Source organism: Mesorhizobium marinum, assembly GCF_040813675.1.
Taxonomy (GTDB): Bacteria; Pseudomonadota; Alphaproteobacteria; order Rhizobiales; family Rhizobiaceae; genus Mesorhizobium_K; species Mesorhizobium_K marinum.
The window spans coordinates 458024-477297 of the sequence record NZ_JBFOCI010000001.1; the positions used below are offsets into that span (position 1 = coordinate 458024).

A 19274-nucleotide genomic window follows, 5' to 3' on the forward strand; every position below is an offset into this window, starting at 1 on the left:
TCAGGAAAAATAGAAAAATCGTTCCGCTCGGTCAATCCGGCAAAGCCGTGCATTGACAGCCATCCCGCCAGAAAAGATCAATACGTATGAGCAGGGGGCCTTGCCGGGGATGCGACTCTTCCAGTCAGCCGGATCGATGGGGATTGCGCTTGCCCGCCTTGCGGGGTTGGCGCTGCTTCTCCTCTTCCTCGGCCTGCGCGTCGCCGACCCGCTGGTCGTCTCCTCGATCCGCAACCAGGGCTTCGACATCCTCCAGAGGCTGCATCCGCGCCCTGCGGCCGCGCAGCCGATCGCCATCGTCGACATCGACGAGAAGAGCCTGGAACTGGTCGGCCAGTGGCCCTGGCCGCGCACCGAGGTGGCGCGCCTGATCGACCGGCTGACCGCTATGGGTGCGGTGGTGATCGGCTTCGACGTCGTCTTCGCCGAGCCTGATCGCCTGTCTCCCGACCGGGTCGCCGAGGACAATCCCGACCTGCCGGAGACGGCGAGGACCGATCTCCTGAAGCTGCCGTCGAACGAGACCGTGCTGGCCAACGCCATCGCCCGCTCGCGCGTCGTGGTCGGCGAGACCAGCGTTCGCGTCGATGACGAGACGCTGGCGGGCGGCGACCGTCCCATCCCCGACGTGCCCTATGCGGCGCTCGGCGGCGACGCGACGCCCTACCTCCTGAAATTTCCGCGGCTGGTGCAGAACCTGCCGGTCATCTCGGACGCCGCCGCCGGGCGCGGCCTGTTCACAGTCGAGCCGGATCCCGACGGCATTTTCCGCCGCATCCCCCTGGTCATGATGGTTCAGGACCACATGCGGCTCGCGCTGTCGGCCGAGATGCTGCGCATCGCGACCGGCGGACAGGCCTTCGCCACGCGCGCCGGCGACGCCGGCATCGAGGGCATCGTGGTTGGCGGGGTCTTCGTTCCGACCGACGGCAACGGGCGCGTCTGGCCGTGGTTCAACGCCTCCTCGCGCGACCGCTATGTTTCGGCGGGCGCCGTGATGTCGGGGGAGGCGCCGGCCGAACGCATTGCGGGCCATCTCGTTGTGATCGGGACGTCGGCCGTAGGCCTCGAGGATTTTCGCGCGACGCCCGTCGCCAATTTCATGCCCGGCGTGGAGATCCACGCGCAGATCATCGAGAACATCCTCACCCAGCAGTTTCTCCAACGGCCGGCCTACGCGATCGGGATGGAACTTCTCGTGACCTTCGTGGTGGGTGCCTTCATCGTCTGGCTGGTGCCGCGCATCGGCGCCTTCTATTCGTTTTTCGCCGCAGTCTCGGTGCTTGGACTGGTCGCGGCCGGCGTCTACTGGGCCTTCCTCGCCGACCGGATGCTGATCGACGCCACCTTCCCGGGTGGCGCGCTCGCCGCCGTCTTCATGGTCATGGCGACCGCCAACTACATGCGCGAGGAACGCCAGCGCCGTCAGATCAGAAGCGCTTTCGGCCAGTATCTCTCGCCGACCCTGGTCGACCGCCTCGCCGACCATCCCGAGCAACTGGTCCTCGGCGGCGAAACCCGCGAACTGACGCTGCTGTTCACGGATGTCCGCGGCTTCACCACCATCTCGGAGAGCTTCAAGGCCAATCCGCAGGGCCTCACTCGGTTGATGAACCGCTTCCTCACAGCGCTTTCCGGAGCCATCCTCGATCGCGACGGCACCATCGACAAGTACATGGGCGACGCCATCATGGCCTTCTGGAACGCGCCGGTCGACTTGCCCGACCATCCGATGCGCGCCTGCCGAGCCGGGCTCGATATGGTGCGTCGCGTCGAGGAACTGAACAGCCAGCGCCGGCAGGAGGTGGAGCGGGATCCGGGCGAGCCTTTCCACGAAATCCGGATCGGCGTCGGCATCAACAGCGGTCCCTGCGTGGTCGGCAACATGGGAAGCGACATGCGCTTCGACTACACCGCGCTTGGCGATACCGTGAACCTGGCGTCGCGGCTGGAGGGCCAGTCGAAACCCTACGGCGTTTCCATCGTGCTCGGCGACGCCACGGCGGCCGCGGTCGCCGACACGCTGGCGCTGATCGAGATCGACCTGCTCCGCGTCAAGGGCAAGAACGAGCCGGAACGCATCCACTCGCTGCTCGGCGTCGAGGACATGGTTGCCGATCCGACCTTCCAGGCGCTCAAGCAGGCCAACGGGACGATGCTCGAGCGCTACCGCGCCTGCGACTGGGACGCCGCCGCCGCCGCGCTCGCCGAGATGGCGCCTCTCGCCAAGCGCCTCGGCGCGGCGCTCGACGGCTATCTCGACCTCTACGCGTCGCGCATAGTGTATTTTCGCGATAATCCGCCGGAAGACGGCTGGGACGGCGTCTACACCGCATTAACCAAGTAGATTCGTGGCCCAAATAGCACAGTGGGCCCCGGAAAAACATTCGATCGATCGCCAATTCCTTTGCACTGCAACATCAAACCTGTCCTTTTGGCGTTGTTTCGTGTATGAGCAAAGCCTGTGCGAGGGGTCGAGCGTATGAGGGGTACGAGCGTCGCGTTCATTTCGGCTGCCATTTCATTGGCGGCCCTGACCGGCAGCGTCCATGCCACTTCGCTTCGCGAAGCCGTCCAGCAGGCAGTTCTCACAAATCCCAGGATCGACGCGGCACAGGCCAACCGCAGGGCGAGCGAATACTCGTTCAGGCAGGCCAAGGGACGCTTTCTGCCGGAGGTCGAACTCAACGCGGACGCCGGTCAGCAGCGGATCGACCGGCCACAGGGCCTGGGGCCCGCCGTCAACGACAACTGGCAGGACCCGCGGCAGGCGACGATCAGCATCCGCCAGGTGCTTTTCGACGGCTGGGAGCGCGCCAACGACATCTATCGTACGCAGGCGAGCATCTCCGCAGCCTCCCACAGGGTGATGGTGCGCTCCGAGGCGGTCGGTCTCAACAGCGTCGAGGCCTATATCGACGTCGTTCGTCATGACGACCTGCTCAAGCTGGCCAACCAGAACGTCGCGCGCCACCAGAAGCTGCTGCGCATCATCCGCGAGCGCTATGACGGCGGGCGCGCGCCCATCGGCGATCTCGAGCAGACGATCGAGCGCGTCGAAGCCGCCAAGGCGCTGGTCGCCCAGATCACCGTTGCGCGCGAAACGGCCAAGGCGAAATACAAGAACGCCGTCGGCGTTCCGCCTTCCGGGCTGAAGCAGGTCGCCTATGCGTCCGGGATTCCCAAGACGGTCGCCGAGGTGACCAACCGCGCGATCCGCAACAATCCGCGCGTCAGGGAAGCAGCGGCGGAAGCCGAGGTTTCCTACTTCGACAAGCAGCAGTTCAGCTCGACGCTCTACCCGCAGGTCTTCCTGGAAGGCAACGCGACGCGCGGCGAGGATCTGGACGGTACGCCTGGCCGAAACGACGAGCTGGGAGCGAGGGTCGTGCTGCGCTGGAAGCTGTTCGACGGTGGCGTCAGGCGCAACCGGACGGCCGAACTCAGCGAGCGCTACTCCGAAAAGGTCGCCGAGCAACTGATCCTGCTCAGGGAACTGACCCAGGAAGTCGAGACGTCCTGGGCACGCCTCGTCGATGGTCGTGCCGAGGTTGCCGCGATCCAGCGCGAAGTCGGCCAGAACCGGAAGGTGTTTGCCGCCTACCAGGACGAGTACAACGCCAACAAGCGTAGCCTGCTCGATGTGCTCGATGCGGAGAACGCGCTGTTCGCTAGCCAGTTCGAACTGTCCAACGTGACCGCGCTGCATGTCTTCTCGAGCTATGAGCTGCTGGCACAGATGGGTACGCTCCTGGTGACGCTCGGGGTCCAGGCGCAGCAGATTCCCGACGTGCCTGCCAATCCTCTGCCGACATTCCTGCGCGGCCCGTCGCAGAAGCCCTTCGACATTCCGCCGCTCGGTCAGCAATGACCCCCCGCGCGGACATATCCCGAAGTGATGGTCCGCGGGGTTCCTGACCGGTGGACCAGAGGGTTGGATCGTCTGGTGAAAGCGTCCCGCAGACCGGCCATGCCGACGTCTACGATCCGCTTCTAGCTGCGCTCGAACATCTTGCCGGCCTGCATGGCCGACCGTTCTCGAAGGCGGCCGTCCTGCAGGGCCTGCCGCTCTCCGGCGGCCGGCTGACGCTGGACCTTTTCGCGCGCGCCGCCGACCGGCTGGGCCTCGACGCACGCATCGTCGAGCGACGCCCGTCGGAAGTGTCCGGCCTTGTCTGCCCCTTCGTTGCGCTCCTGAAGAGTGGCGACACCGCGATCGTGGTCGAGAAGCGGCATCGCGCGCGCAAGGCGACCGTCGTGGTTCCGGGATCCGACCCCCGGACGATGCGGCTCAAGGATCTCGACCGCCAGTCCTTCGACAGCGTCATCTATGTCGCCGATCGCCGCCAGCAGGACGCGGTCGCATCGGATTCGGCAATGCTGCGGCGCGCGCAGGGACACTGGTTGTGGTCGGTCGTCTGGAGGCTGTGGCCGACCTGGACCTACGTGATCCTCGCGGCGCTCGTCATCAACCTGCTCGGGCTGGCGTTGCCGCTCTTCGTGATGAATGTCTACGACCGCGTCATCCCCAACAACGCGATACCGACGCTTTGGGCGCTTGCCGCCGGCGTGACGATCGCGCTCGGCGCGGATTTCGTCCTGCGCATGCTGCGTTCCGGTGTCATCGAGAGTTCCGGCAGGCGCGTCGACATGAAGGTGTCGGCCGCGCTGTTCGAACAGGCGCTCGACGCGACGATGGCGAGCCGCTCTTCGCGCGCCGGCGAATTCGCGAACCACATCCGCGAGTTCGAGAACGTGCGCGACTTCTTCACCTCGTCGAGCATCGTCTCCGTCATCGACCTGCTGTTCATCGGCGTCTTTCTCGGCCTGCTCTACATGATCGTCGGCGAACTGGCGCTGGTGCCGCTGGCCGCGGTGCCGTTGGTGCTGGTCGCCACCCTCTTGATCCAGATACCGCTGGCGCGCGCGGTCAACGCCGCGCAACTCACCAAGACCAACCGCAACACCATCCTTGTCGAGTCACTGGTCGGGGTCGAGACGGTCAAGGCGGTGGCCGGCGAGGGCGCGCTGCAGAAGAAGTGGGAAGACGCCGTCGCCGGTTCGGTGCGGGCGAGTTCATCGCTTCGCTTCTGGTCTTCGCTGGCCATGTTCTTCAGCATGTTCGTGCAGCAGGGCGTCAGCGTCGTGCTGATCGTCCTCGGTGTATACCTGGTGGCCGCCGGCGACATCACGATCGGCGCGCTGATCGCCTCGAACATCCTCGCAGGACGCGTGCTGGCGCCGCTCAGCGGCATCGCAATGACCCTGGCGCGCGCCCAGGCATCGTTCGCCGCCCTCAGGCAACTCAACCGCATGATGCGGCTCGATCGCGACCACAACACACCTCACGATGGCGGTGGCGGCATCGACGAGGGCAGGCTCGAGATTCGCGACGTCGCCTTCGCGTATCCGGGCCAGGCCACGAACGCGCTCGACGGGCTTTCTCTCAGGATAGCGCCGGGCGAGCGCGTCGGCGTCATCGGGCGCGTGGCGTCCGGCAAGTCGACGCTCGGCAAGCTCCTGTGCGGCCTCTATGCGCCGCAGCAGGGCGCCGTCCTTGTCGACGGCACCGACATCAGGCATCGCTGGATGGCCGATCTGCGCAAGGCCGTCGCCTATGTCGGCCAGGATCCCGACCTTTTCGCCGGCACGCTGAAGGAGAATGTCCTGTTTGGGAGGCGCGCCGACGACGTTGCTTTCGAGGAAGCGGCTGTTGCCACCGGCATCGCCGCGATCGCGCAGGCCAGTCCGCTCGGCTATGCGCTGCAGGTCGGTGAGCGCGGCCGCGCCGTCTCCGGCGGCCAGCGCCAGGCCGTCGCGATCGCCCGTGCGCTCGTCGGCAATCCCCGCGTGCTGGTGCTGGATGAACCGACCAGCGCCATGGACAATCTGACGGAGGCCGCCTTCATCCGCAGTTTCCGCAACTGGCTGAAGCCGGACGTCACGCTGATCCTCGCAACCCACCGCGTATCGATGCTGGAGCTTGTCGATCGCCTCGTCGTGCTTGAGGACGGCCGCGTCGTGGCCGATGGTCCCAAGGACAAGGTGCTGGCCTCCCTGGTCAAGCGCCGGATCGTTGGCCGGGAGCAAGGGGGCGCCGATGGCTGACGTCGACCTCGACTTCGCCAACGACCCGCGCGCGGCGATCGAATCCTCGGTCACGCCGGGCGCCTGGCGCATCCTCATCGTCATAGGCACGCTTTTCGTGCTGTTCCTGCTCTGGGCATCCGTGGCGCATGTCGCCCAGATGGCCTCCGGCGTCGGACGGGTCATTCCGTCCAGCCAGGTGCAGGTGGTGCAGAGCCTGGAGCCCGGCATCGTCGCCGAAATCCTCGTCCGCGAGGGCGACCGCGTCGCGGCCGGGCAGAACCTCGTGCGCATCGACGATACCGGCGTCGCCTCCAGGCTCGGCGAACTGCGCCAGCAGCAACTGGCACTTGCCGCCGAGCTCGACCGGTTGAACGCCCAGGCGCGTGGCGACGAGACGTTTGCGCCGCCGCTACAGGCCGAGGCCGGCCTCGAACTCTTCTACCGCGACCAACTGGCGATCTTCCTTGCCGACCGGCGCAAGCTCGACGAAAACATCCTGATCCGCGAGCAGCAGCTCGTGCAGCGCCGCCAGACGCTGCGCGAAGCCGAGGCGACCGCGGCCAAGCAGGCCGAAGCGCTAGCACTCAGCGAACGCGAACTGGAGCTGACGCGCGCCCTGTTCGATCGCAAGGCGGTTCCCGAACTCGAGTTCCTGCGCATCCAGCGCCAGGTGGTCGAACTGCGCGGCGAACTGGCGATATGGCAGGCAGGCAAGCTGCGCCTGGAGGCAGAGGTGGCCGAGGCCGAAGCGCAGGTCGAGGCGGAGCGCTCCGCCTTCCTCGCCGACGTGCAGGCCCGCATCTCGCGCGTCAACGCCGAGATGTCGGTGGTCCAGGAAAGCCTGCGCGGCGCCGACGACCGCGTGCGGCGGGCGATGCTGAAGTCGCCTGTCGCAGGCATCGTCAACGCTCTCAGCGTGGCGACCATCGGCGAGGTCATCGCGGCGGGCGTCAACGTCGTCGAGATCGTGCCGGTCGATGATCGCCTGCTGGTCGAGACGCGCATCCGCCCGCAGGATGTCGCCTTCATCCAACCGGGCGCGGAGGCGACGATCCGCCTCACCGCCTACGACTACACGAAGTACGGGACGCTGAAGGGCGCGGTCGAGCGCATCGGCGCGGACACCATCACCGACGAGAACGGCGAGACCTTCTACCAGGTCATCGTCGGCACCGGGGACGCCGGCTCGAATATGCGCGTCATTCCGGGAATGGTCGCCACCGTCGACATCTTGAACGGCGAGCGGACGGTTCTCGAATATTTGCTGAAGCCGGTCCTGAGGATTCGCGACCAGGCATTTCGCGAGGCGAGATGAGGGGGCGGGCGATCGATCGGGGCCGTTTTACTGCGTTTACCGCCTGTTTACTGTGTTGCCGCGTGGGCATGTTCAGATGACCTTGCGGCAGCCTCGGTAGACTCGGCGGATATTGAGCGTTATGCTGCGGTGCGAATGGGCTGACGGCATTCCGTCAGGGGAACCTTCAGGCGAATGGCATCAACGGGCGCAGTCAGCGACGGATTGCCCGTCGCTCCAGTCAAACTGCATTCTGACGCATCGGGCTCCGTACAGGTTGCGGATCCGGAGGCGCTGTTTCTTGGCGACTATTCCAGGCAGGGCCACGACCTTGTCATCCGGCACGGCGACACCACCCTGCTGGTCGAGGACTATTTCGCCGGTGCCGGAGCCAATCTGGTCGGCCCGAACGGCGCGTTTCTGACGCCGGGCGTCGTCAAGGCGCTCGCCGGACCGATGGCGCCGGGGCAATACGCGCAGGAGGGAGGCGCAACCGCCGGGCTCACCGAGATCGGCAAGGTGGTGTCCATCGAGGGCGCGGCGACCGCCACCCACAAGGACGGCGTGACCGTCGACCTCGCCAAGGACGCCCCGGTCTACCAGGGCGACGTGATCAGCACGGGCGAAGGTTCCAAGCTCGGCGTCGTCTTTATCGACGATTCCGTCTTCTCCATGTCGGCAAGCGCCCGCATGGTGCTCGACGAGCTGATCTTCGATCCGGCCAAGGCCGCCGACAGTTCGATGGTCATCAACCTCGTGCAGGGCTCGTTTGTCTTTGTCACGGGCAAGGTGGCGCCTGCCGGCGACATGAAGGTCGAGACGCCGGTCGCCACCATGGGCATCCGCGGCACGACGCCGACCGCCGACATCGACGCCGGTCTCGGCGTCATGACGTTCGGTATCCTGCCCAATCCCGAGGACGGCAAGATCGGCAGCTACCTGCTGCTCGACAAGGTGACGGGCGAAATCCTGGGCACCGTCGAATCCGTCGGCGACAAGTGGGTCATCACGTCGCTTTCCGGCGAAGCGGTCAAGGTCGCGAAGTCGGGCGTCGACCTGCTCGAGGACGAGGCCCTGATGGCCGACATCCGCGACGCGGTGTCGAGCGCGCTGGGCGACCGCACCCAATACAACGGGTCGAACGCCTACAAGCAGGTCGCCTACGATGCGTCGGCTTCCGCCGGAAGTCACGGCGATGGAACCGGCGACGACGGCGGGAGCGGCGGCCCCGGCGGCGGAGGCGCTATCGTCGATTCCAATCCCGACACGGACGACCCGCCCGACGCGCGCGATGACGCGTTCTCGACCAACGAGGACCTGGGCATCGTCGCCAATGTGATCAATGCATCGGGGGGCGGGCCTGATTTCGATCCGGAAGGCTTTCCGGTCACGGTCATTCAGGTCAACGGCAGTACGCTGACCTTCACCCTCAACAATGCCTATGTTCCCCTGCCGGTCGATTGGCCCCGCCAGACTGTCAGCGCGGACCTGGTGATTTCCAAGACCGGCGGCATCACCTTCGATCCGACAAGCGCCTTCGATTTCCTGGCGGTCGGCGAGCAGGCGATCGAGACCTTTACCTATACGATTTCCGATCAGTTCGGCTTCACCGACACGGCCACCGTCAGGATCACGGTCGACGGGCGCAACGATGCGCCGGTGATCACCGACGGCCCGGTCTCGACCACTCTGGCGGAATCGAGCGAGGCCGGCGGCGTCGGCGGCGCCTTTTCAGGTGGCCCGACGACGGGGACGATCGCCTTCAACGACGTCGATATCTCCGACACCGGCCATACCTACCAGGTCGTATCTGTCGTCGAGACGCCGACCGGCGGGGCCCCGCCCAACCCGCTCGGCGGTGCCGCCCTGCAAGGCATGCTTAGTCTCGCCGGCTCCTCGGACTCAGGATCGACGGGAACCGCGGGTACCATCGTTTGGACCTTTGTCGGAACTGAAGACCAGTTCGACTATCTCGCCCTCGGGGAGACCGTCACGCTCGTCTACACCGTCCAGGTGACCGACCCGCATGGGGCGACAGACACGCAGACGGTGACGGTCACGATTATCGGCGCCGCCGAAGACGGTTCAAACGACGAACCGGTGATTCTGGCCCCAACCGACGTTTCGGAGACGCTGGCCGAGACCGAATTGTCGCTGACCACGTCCGGTTCCTTCGACGTCGGCGACGTCGACATCACCGATGTCGTGTCGATCACCGGCGTGACGGTGGCGACGTCCGGCGATGACGGCGATGCGACGCTGCCCTCGAACGCCGCGCTGCTGGCGATGTTCTCGCCGCAGTCGGGCGTGGTCATCGACGGCGTTTCCACGTCGGGCACTGTGAACTGGAGCTTCGACGCGGGAACCGACGCGTTCGACTACCTGGCGGTCGATGAGAGCCTGACGCTGACCTACACGGTGACGCTCGCCGACGACAACGGGGCGGAAGTCACGCAGGACGTGACGATCACCGTCACCGGCACCAACGACCAGCCGCAGATCACCGCCGCAACCGACGTCTCGGAGACGCTGGCCGAGACCGAGTTGTCGCTGACCACGTCCGGTTCCTTCGATGTCGGCGATGTCGATACGACCGACGTCGTGTCGATCACCGGCGTGACGGTGGCGACGTCCGGCGATGACGGCGATGCGGCGCTGCCCTCGAACGCCGCGCTTCTGGCGATGTTCTCGCCGCAGTCGGGCGTGGTCATCGACGGCGTTTCCACGTCGGGCACTGCGAACTGGAGCTTCGACGCGGGAACCGACGCGTTCGACTACCTGGCGGTCGATGAGAGCCTGACGCTGACCTACACGGTGACGCTCGCCGACGACAACGGGGCGGAAGTCACGCAGGACGTGACGATCACTGTCACCGGCACCAACGACCGGCCGGTCATAGAGACGTCGTCGGTGCTGGCCGACAGCATCACCGAGCAGGCGGCTATGACGGGGTCCGCGACGCCGTTGACGGCGGCCGGCACGATCGTCTTCAGCGACGTCGATACGACCGACGAGCACAGCGTGGTGACGCCGGTCTTCGTGTCGGCCGTTTGGAGCGATGGGACCGACCCCACAAGCGATCCGGGTTCTTTGGAGATCGGCACTGTCGACCAGGTGACCAACAGCGCCACCTGGACCTACACCGTGGCCGACAGTGCACTCGACTACCTGGCGGCCGGCGAGACGCTGACCATCACCTACAACGTCTCGGTTCGCGACGACAGCGCGGCTGGCAACGACACCTCCACGACGCAGCAGATCGTTGTCACGATCACCGGCGCCAACGACGCGCCTGTGATCAGCGCCGCCGCCGGCGAAGATGCCGGGGCGGTCATCGAAGGGGTCGGCGTACAGAGCGACAGCGGCGTACTGGACTTTGCCGATGTTGACCTGACCGACACGCCGAGCCCCAGCAAGGCCCTCGACACGATGACGGCGTTGGCCGCCGACGGCGTGACGGAGTTCAGCCTGACGACGGAGCAGGCCGAGGCGATTGAGGCGGCGTTCAGTGTCGCGCTCGGCAGCGGCAGCGCCAACAACGGGACGATCGAGTGGAGCTTCAACCTCGACGGCGTCGACCTGTCCTATCTCGGCGAGGGGGAGACGGTGACGGCTGTCTTCACCGTCACCCTGGACGATGGCAACGGCGGCACGGCCAGCAAGGACGTCACCGTCGTCATAAACGGCGTGAATGGCGGCGACCGCGACGACATTCTGTATGGCACCGCGGGCCAGGATGCACTGGTAGGCAGGCTCGGCAACGATACGCTCTACGGACTTGGCGACAACGACTACCTCGAGGGTGGAGAGGGCGACGATACCCTTGATGGCGGTGAAGGCGACGACTGGCTCGTCGGCGGTGAAGGAACCGACACCTATGTCGGCGGCGGCAGCGGACCGGACCAGTTTGACGCGATCAGCTTCCGCGACGAGACCGGTACCTTGGGCGTCTATGCCAACCTGGCCACCGGCGTCATCACCGACACCTATGGAAATGTCGAGTCCGCGACGGGAATCGAGGAGGTCGATGGCTCCGCCAATGACGACACCCTGATCGGCAACGAAGCCGACAACTTCTTCCGGGGTGGCGACGGCGCCGATAGCTATGACGGCGGCTCCGGCGGTTTCGATCAGGTCTCGTTTGATAACGAGACCGGCGGCAGCGGCGTTGTCGTTAACCTTGCCCTGGGAACCGGCACCGATACGTGGGGCAATGTCGAGAGCTTCACCGGTATCGAGGTCCTGCGTGGCTCGCAGTGGGGCGACACCCTTGTCGGTGACGCCAACGACAACACGTTCCGCGGCATGGCCGGCAACGACACGATGGACGGGGCGGGCGGCAACGACACCGTGCGCTACGACCGCGACGTCGACCGGGGCGGCACGGGCGGCGTCACCGTCGATCTGGCCACCGGAACCGCGACCGACGGCTTCGGCGACAGCGACATGCTGATCGACATCGAACACGCTCGAGGTACCCAGTTCGCCGATTGGCTGTCGGGAGATGGGGACTCCAACCGACTTATGGGACTGGCTGGCGACGATCAGTTGTTTGGCGAGGCTGGCGACGATCAACTGTTCGGCGGCGATGGCTCCGACGAACTGACCGGTGGATTGGGCAGCGACGAATTTTTCTTCCTCGCCGGGGAGACGGGCGTGGATACGATCCTCGACTTCAACGCCGCCGAAGACGTCATCAACCTGGATGAGCTTCTGGATCCCAGCTTCAATCCCGGTGCGCCGATCGAGATCAACCTCGCCGACGACGGGTTCGGCAATGCGATCTTGAGTGTCGGCGGGCAGGACATCGCGACGCTGGTCGGCATTTCGGACACGGCCACCATCAACATCGTCTACGACGATGCCGAAGCCGCGCTTGCCTTCTCCAATTCACTGAATGCATGACGAACCGGCGCCTGCAGCGAGCGTACCGACCATGACGAACGGAATCCGTTTCGCTTGTTCGGTTCTATTGGCCGCTGCAGTGGCGGCAAATGGCGTCGCGTCCGCCGCCGAAGACAATGCCATCGTGGCGGAATCGCTGCGCGCCGCCTTCCACTCCGGAGCCGCCGACACCGGTTCGGACGAGGCCAATGCCGGCCTCGACGCAATCCGCGACATCTATGTCGTGCGCGATTTCAAGCCGATCTGGGTTCGCGACAACGGGCCGAAGACGAAGGCGAGGGCGCTGCTCGGCGAACTGAAGATATCGGGTGTGCACGGCCTCTCGCCCGAATTCTACCATGCCTCGGAGATCGAGGCGCTGATGGGTTCGCCCGCGCCCGACGACCTCGCGCGGCTCGACATGCTGTTGTCCGGCGCGGCGGTCGACTTCGGCGGCGATCTCGCCAACGGACGCCTCGGACCGGATACGGCGCCGTCGGAAAATGCGGTCCCTCCGATTCCGCTGGCGCCGGCCGACTATGTCGCGGCGGCGGAGGCCGCCGAGAACCTGCGCGACTTCGCCGGCGCCATGCTCAGCGAGGACTATCGCTATGTCAGGCTGATCGCCAAGCTCGGCGAGTTCAGCCGCATCGAGGCGTCCGGCCGCTGGCCGGCGATCGACGCAGGCGGCGCCGCGATCGCCGCCGGGGCCGAGGATGCGCGCATGCGCGATATCCGCCGGCTGCTGGCGCTGGCCGGCGACCTGCCGATCGCCCTGATGGACGGATCCGCGGTGCATGACGAAAAGACGGTCCAGGCCGTGCGCTCCTTCCAGACGCGGCACGGGCTCGACCCGACCGGGACGATCGATGGTGCCACCCTGGCCGCGATGGCGGTGCCGATCTCGACCCGCATCCGCCAGATCAAGGTCAATCTCGAGCGTCGCCGGTGGCAGAACCGGGACCTCGGCGAGGACAACATCTACATCAACCTCGCCGACGCCAATGTGAAGATCGTCCACGGCGGGCGGCCGGAGCTTTTCGTCGAACTGCTGAATGCGCCGGATCTGGCGCTGCTGCCGACATTCTTCGGCGAGATCACCGGCGTCGAGGTTCGACCGTCAGCGGCGTCGCCGCTCGCGCTGACGGTCCGTTCGCCATTCGTCGAAAGGATCGCGGGCGAGGGCGGCGAACGCACGATCGCCGTTTCCGACCTGTCCGCTCTTCTTGCGGAACTCGTCGCCGCCCGTGCGCCGGCGGGAACCGCCACCGATGCGCTGCTTTCCGCGAATGCGCCGGCGACGGTCGCCTTCGAAACGCCGCTGCCGCTTTTCGTCACCTTCGTGACGGCCTGGGCGAACCGCGACGGCACCGTGCATTTCCGCGGCGACGGCAGCGGCCGCGATGCCGTCGTTGCAAGGCTGCTTCAGCTCGACTGAGCCGCCTGCGCCGGCTTCTCGCCGCCCTGGCCGGCCAGCGCCGCGCCGCCGCGCGGCAGCACGATGCGGAACTCGGTGAACGATCCGGGCTGCGTTTCCACCTCGATCCGGCCGGCATGCTGGTTCACGATGATGTCGCGGCTCTGCGACAGGCCGAGCCCGGTTCCTTCGCCGGCCGGCTTGGTCGTGAAGAAGGGATCGAACATCTTTTCACGGACGGAAGCGTCGATGCCGGTCCCGTTGTCGCGGATGGTGATCTCGACGGCGTCGCCCAGGTTCCGGGTGGAGGCCGTCAGCGTCGGCTCGTAGGACCCGCCATTGGCGGCCGCGCCGCGGCGCTCTGTCGCGTCGAGGCCGTTGGCAAAGACGTTGGTCAGTGCGCGCGTAAGCTCCTGCGGGTAGAGATCGACGGTGCCGGCCTTGGGATCGAACGTCTTCTCCAGCGCGACACGAAAATCCTCGCGTCCGGCGCGGGCGCCCTGGTAGGCCAGCCCCAGGCTTTCGTCGACCACCGCGTTGATGTCGACGGGGCGGTGGCTGCCGGGGCCGTCGAACGACTGGAGCAGCGTGCTGCGGACCACCGATTCGGCCCGTTCTCCGTTCCAGACCGCCTTGACGAGTTGCTCCTTCAGCGTGTCGCCGAGTTCTTCGACCTCGGCCCTGGTGCGGCCGTCGATGACGGCGGCCTCCAGCACCATGCGGATGTCGTCGACCAACCGGTTGGACCGCCGCGAGACGTCGTTGACCTCGGCAAGGCGATGCTCGATGTCGTGCCCGATCGCCGGGATCAACTGGCCGAGCGACGCGAGCCGGTCCGCTTCTGCGAGCCGCGACCTTGCGGCGTGCAGGTCGCGAAGCAGGTCGGTGCGTTCCCGGTTGCGCGCCTCCGTCTCGTCCGACCGCACCGCGCAGTCGATGGAGAGGACCGCCTCGTCGGCGAAGATCCTGGCCAGCGCCACCTGGTGTTCGCTGAACGGTTTCGCCTCGTGCCGGGTCAGCACCAGAACGCCCGCGACCTTCCCGTCGCGCAGCAGCGGCACGCACAGGATAGCCGCCAGCCCGCTGATCCTGGCAATACCGGCGTCCTCGGCTTCCATATCCGTGTCCGACACGTGCAGCACCGTGCCTTCGGATGCTGCGAGGCCGATCCAGCCGTCGCGGTCGGCCGGTTGCGGGCGCACCAGTTCCGAGGGCATCGCGCCGGTCGCCGCGGCGACGCGGTAGGCGTCGTCCTCGAGCAGATGGATCGCCGCGCCGCCGGCCTCGCAGGATGATGCCGCCGCCGCCGTCAGCGCGGTCAGCACGCCGTCGAGGTTGAAGGGCGGTCGGCTGACCTGTTCCAGGACAGTGGCGATGGCCGCCTGCTGGCGCAGCAACGCGCGACGGTCTTTTTCGCGGGCCGCCACATCGTCGGACAGTCGAACCTGCTCGATCGCGACGACCGCCTCGTCCGCCAGCGTCTTCGCCAGTACGACCTGCCGGTCGGCAAAGGGCGTCGCTTCCGCCCGCGTCAGCGTCAGCACGCCGATCGCGGTTCCCCGATGCACGAGGGGAACGCACAGAAGGGCAGGGACCTGGCCGAACCGCTCCGCGTCGGGCGCAGCCGCGCTCCCCGCGCTCCCCGCGCTGTCGGCATGCTGAACGATCGTGGTTTCCGAGGCCGCGCGTCCGGTCGCGGTCCTGCGGTCGATCGGCTGCGGGTTGGCGATCTCGAAGGACCGCTGATCCTCTGTGAGGCCCGCGCCCACCGCAAATTCGAGCCTTTCGCCGTCCCTCAGGTAAAGGCGCGCGGACGAAGCCGCGGCCAGCCGCTGCGCATGGTCGGCCAGGGCGGCGAGCGCGTCGGGCAGGTCGAAGGCCGCGTCGTTCAGGACGCGCAGCACGTCGGCCGTTGCCATCTGGTGCGCGGTCGCCTCATCGAGTTCTCGCTGGGTGTCGTCGAGGCGCACGCCGCGCTCCTCGAACCGGCCCGCGAGCCGCGCGCTGGCGATGGCGACGCCGGCCTCCGCCGCGAGGATGCCGGCCAGTTCCACCTCGTCGCGGCCGAAGGCGCCGGCCGACGCGCGCGACAGCGCCAGGACGCCGATCGTTTCCTCGCCGATCGTGATCGGCACGGCGAGTTCTGCCTTGGGTGCGGCGTCCTCGAAATTGCCGGCGACCTGCACGGCGCGGGTCTCCGCCAGCGCGCGTTCGGCGAGCGAGTTTTCTCCATCCGGTGAACCGTCCGACGCGGCCAGGTGGAGAACGCCGCCATTCAGAAGCAGCAGCTGGGCCGATCCGGCCCGGCAAAGCGTCAGCGCCGCGGCCGCGGCCGCGTCGAGCATCCGTTGCGGTTCGCCCTCGACATCGGCGAGCAGCCGGAGCGCGTGCGTGGTGGCGCTGCGAACCTGCTCTGCATCGTCGCGGTCCTCGATGTGCTGCTTGCGCGCTTCGCCGATTTCCGCCGCGTGCAGCTGATGGACCTGGTCGAGTTCCATTGCATGGTTGGTGCGCGCTTCGTCCATGGCGTCCGCATGCTGCTTGCGCGTGTCGTCAAGCTCGGTCGCATGCAACTGGCCCGTGTGCTCCAGTTCGGCGGCATGCTGGCGACGGATCTCGTCCAGCTCGGCCGTGTGCCCCTGCCGCATCGCCTCCAGCGTCCGGCTGGCCTCGTCGATGTCGGCCTGGTGCAGGCGCCTTGCCTCGGCCAGTTCGTCGGCGTGGCGCTGCTCCGTGGCCTGAAGCGTCAGGCCGGCTTCGTCGATGTCGGCCTGGTGCAGGCGCCGCGCTTCGGCCAGTTCTGCCGCGTGACGCGCTTCGGTGGCTTCGAGGGTCTGGCGGGCTTCGTCGATGTCGGCCTGGTGCAGGCGCCGTGCCTCTGCCAGTTCGACGGCATGGCGCTCCTCGGTGGCTTCGAGCGTCTGGCGCGCTTCCTCGACGTCGGCCTGGTGCAGGCGCCTTGCTTCCGCCAGCGCGGCGGCGTGCTGCTGTTCGGTGGCCTCGAGGGTCAGGCGCGCCTCTTCGACGTCGGCCTGGTGCAGGCGCCTGGCTTCCTCCAGTTCGGCGGCATGGCGCTCCTCGGTGGCTTCAAGCGTCTGGCGGGCTTCATCGACATCTGCCTGGTGCAGTCGGCGCGCTTCCGCCAATTCGGCGGCGTGGCGCTCTTCGGTGGCCTCCAGGGTCTGGCGCGCTTCGTCGACGTCGGCCTTGTGCAGCCGCCTGGCTTCCTCCAGTTCGGCGGCGTGCCGCTTTGCCCCGGCCTCGAGGTCGCCGGCGTGGCGATTGCGCCAGTCGTCACGGTCGGCCGTGCGTTCGGCAAGCTGTCCGAGGGTGCTCTCCAGCTCCGACCCGCGCGTTGCAAGCTCTTCGGAAAGACGCGCATTGTCGAGCGCGACGACGGCTTGGTCGGCGAAGGTGCGCAAGAGGGCGAGACGACGCTCCGGAACCGCATTCGGTTCGGGGTCGGCGACCGTCATCACGCCGATCGCCTGATCGCCCCTGACCAGGGGCACGGCCACCAGCGAGCGGATCGCGAGCAGGCGCGTCAGGTCGTCGGCAGACATGTCCTGCGCCTGGAGGTCGGCGACGCGCACGGTTTCGCAACTGCCGAGCGCCTTTTCGGCCGGTCCGCCGGCGACCGGCGCGGCGGGCGTGGCGATCAGTTCCTCCGCATCGCGGGGCAGCCCGCGATGCGCCTTGACGCGCAGCAGCGATCCGTCGAGCAGCGCGATATGGCAGTAGCGCGCCTTGCAGAGGCGCGCAGCGTTCTCGGTAATGGCGTCCAGCGCGGCCTGCACGTCCGCCGGTCCCCGGCCGACCGCGCGGGCGATCGTGCGGGTCGCCGCCTGTTCGTCGAGCGAATCGGCGAGGTCGCGGTCCTTGCCGGCGATCGTCTCCGTCAGGCGGACGGTGCGGATGGCGATCAGCGCCTGGTCGGCGAAGTCCTGCGCCAGCGCAACCTGCCGGTCGATGAAGGGGATCGGGTCGGCGCGCGACAGCGAAAATACGGCTTCGACCCGGTCGCCGTTCTTCAGCGGAATGGCAAGTGCGGCGCGCTCGTCGCTGTTTGCCGGGCGTTCGCCGTACTCGCCCATGAAGCGCAGGTCGCGCGTGATGTCGTCGATGTTGATGACCTGCCCGGAATAGGCGGCCGCAGCCGCCACCGCATGGGCGTCGGTATCCTTCGTGAACGGCGCCTCGCGTGCGGCAGCGACCCAGTCGCTGGAATGTCCAAGCTGCGCGGCGAGCCGGAAGGCGTCGCCGTCCCGCAGCCACACGGCGCCGACATTGGCTTCGGAAAGCCGGACGGTCGAATCGATCAGCGTGTTCAAAACGCGCTCGAGGTCGTAGCCTGACCGGCTGATTGTCCGCACCATGTCGGTGCTGATCGACTGCTGCTGCAGGGCGACATCGTAGCCCACGGCGCTGTCGTCGATCTTGGCGACCAGGCCCTTCTGGCTCTGCTGCAGCCGGTTCGCCATGATGTTGAACTTGTCGGCGAGGCTGCCGATCTCGTCGCGCCTGCTGACGTTCACGCGCTGCGTCAGGTCGCCCTCGCCAAGCAGTTCGGCGCTGGCCTGCAGCTTCCTGATCGGCGACGTGACGCGACGGGCCAGCGAGACGCCGACCATCGCCGCGAGCAGCAGGCCGCCGCCAATCAGCAACGCCGTTTGCCAAAGCAGCATCTGGAAGGGCGCCAGCGCCGCTTCCCTGGATGTCTGCGCGATCGCCGTCCAGCCGACGCGGGGGATCTGCGCCCAGGCCGCAAATGCGGCGGCCTCGTCGCCATCCATCATCGTCGCGGCGGTACTTGTCCCTCTGCCGCCCGCGGCGAGCGCCGCCGCCACCTGGGGCAGGGCGGAAAGGTCGCTGTCGCTGGTGGCGGGATTGCGGTCGGGATGGGCGACCAGGCGGCCGGCGCGGTCGATCACGAACGCCTGCTCGCCTTCGGCGACGATCGCTTTCAGGGGATCGGCTAGGAAGGAGAGGTCGATTTCGGCGACGGTGACGCCGCCATCCGCATGCGCGATGCCGATCGTACCAGCCATGTCGGTGCCGTTGCGCACATAGACGGGGCCGATCCATGTCCGGTTCGCAACAGTCTCGGTGAAGCGGGGCTCGTTCCGGTGCACCGTCATGCTGGCGACCGATTCCGGGGCCAGGCGCGACAGCTTCAGCTGCTCGAAGCCCCGGCTGTCGATGTAGAACAGCTCGGTGATGGCCGGAAACTGGCCGAGCAGGCGGGAGAAGTCAGCTCGTTGCCTGTCGATACCGCTGGCGCGCCAGTCGGGCTGCGCCGTCCAGGCCAGTTGGGTCTCCAGCGTCGACATCAGGCCGTCGATCCTGGCGGCAATCGCCTCGGCCTTCTGCTGTTCCACGGCAAGGGCGCCGCGTTCGGCCTCCTGGTAGCCCTGCCAGAGGCTGACGGCAGCCGCCGCCGCCAGCAGCAGGCCCACCAGCAGCACGAGCGCGCTGGCGAACTTCAGGATAAGCGGAACTCTCAGCCGGCGGGCCGGCTGGTCCGAAGCAGATTTCGAAACCTTTGCGGCCTTGGCCATGGGTCAGGCGCGCCGTGCGCGCGCAAGGCGA

General features: G+C 67.2%; 7 protein-coding genes. 6 read left to right on the plus strand and 1 reads right to left on the minus strand.

Annotated elements, in window-relative coordinates:
- Positions 1-109: 109 nt before the first annotated feature.
- The 6 genes from ABUE31_RS02270 to ABUE31_RS02295 all read left to right on the plus strand — a co-directional run bounded on the left by ABUE31_RS02270 (position 110) and on the right by ABUE31_RS02295 (position 13706).
- On the plus strand, positions 110-2347 hold the full coding sequence (locus ABUE31_RS02270) for a CHASE2 domain-containing protein (RefSeq protein WP_367721872.1): 2238 nt from the start codon (positions 110-112) through the stop codon (positions 2345-2347).
- A 135-nt stretch (positions 2348-2482) separates the two neighbouring features.
- Positions 2483-3871: a TolC family outer membrane protein gene (locus ABUE31_RS02275; protein WP_367721873.1), complete on the plus strand. Its 1389-nt coding sequence runs from the start codon at positions 2483-2485 to the stop codon at positions 3869-3871.
- Between the two features lie 50 nt (positions 3872-3921).
- On the plus strand, positions 3922-6108 hold the full coding sequence (locus ABUE31_RS02280; RefSeq protein WP_367721874.1) for a type I secretion system permease/ATPase: 2187 nt from the start codon (positions 3922-3924) through the stop codon (positions 6106-6108).
- Entirely contained in the window at positions 6101-7405 is a 1305-nt protein-coding gene (locus ABUE31_RS02285) for an HlyD family type I secretion periplasmic adaptor subunit (RefSeq protein ID WP_367721875.1), read from the plus strand. The genes ABUE31_RS02280 and ABUE31_RS02285 overlap by 8 nt, the downstream gene beginning before the upstream one ends.
- A gap of 174 nt (positions 7406-7579) precedes the next feature.
- The gene (locus ABUE31_RS02290; protein WP_367721876.1) at positions 7580-12289 is read left to right on the plus strand and encodes a VCBS domain-containing protein; all 4710 of its coding nucleotides are present in this window, start codon (positions 7580-7582) and stop codon (positions 12287-12289) included.
- Between the two features lie 31 nt (positions 12290-12320).
- Positions 12321-13706 carry a L,D-transpeptidase scaffold domain-containing protein gene (locus ABUE31_RS02295; protein WP_367721877.1) on the plus strand — a complete coding sequence of 462 codons (1386 nt, stop codon included), beginning with the start codon at positions 12321-12323 and terminating at the stop codon, positions 13704-13706.
- On the opposite strand, the gene ABUE31_RS02300 is transcribed toward ABUE31_RS02295, so the two are convergent.
- Positions 13694-19243 carry a GAF domain-containing protein gene (locus ABUE31_RS02300; RefSeq protein ID WP_367721878.1) on the minus strand — a complete coding sequence of 1850 codons (5550 nt, stop codon included), beginning with the start codon at positions 19241-19243 and terminating at the stop codon, positions 13694-13696. The genes ABUE31_RS02295 and ABUE31_RS02300 overlap by 13 nt on opposite strands.
- Positions 19244-19274 lie beyond the last annotated feature (31 nt).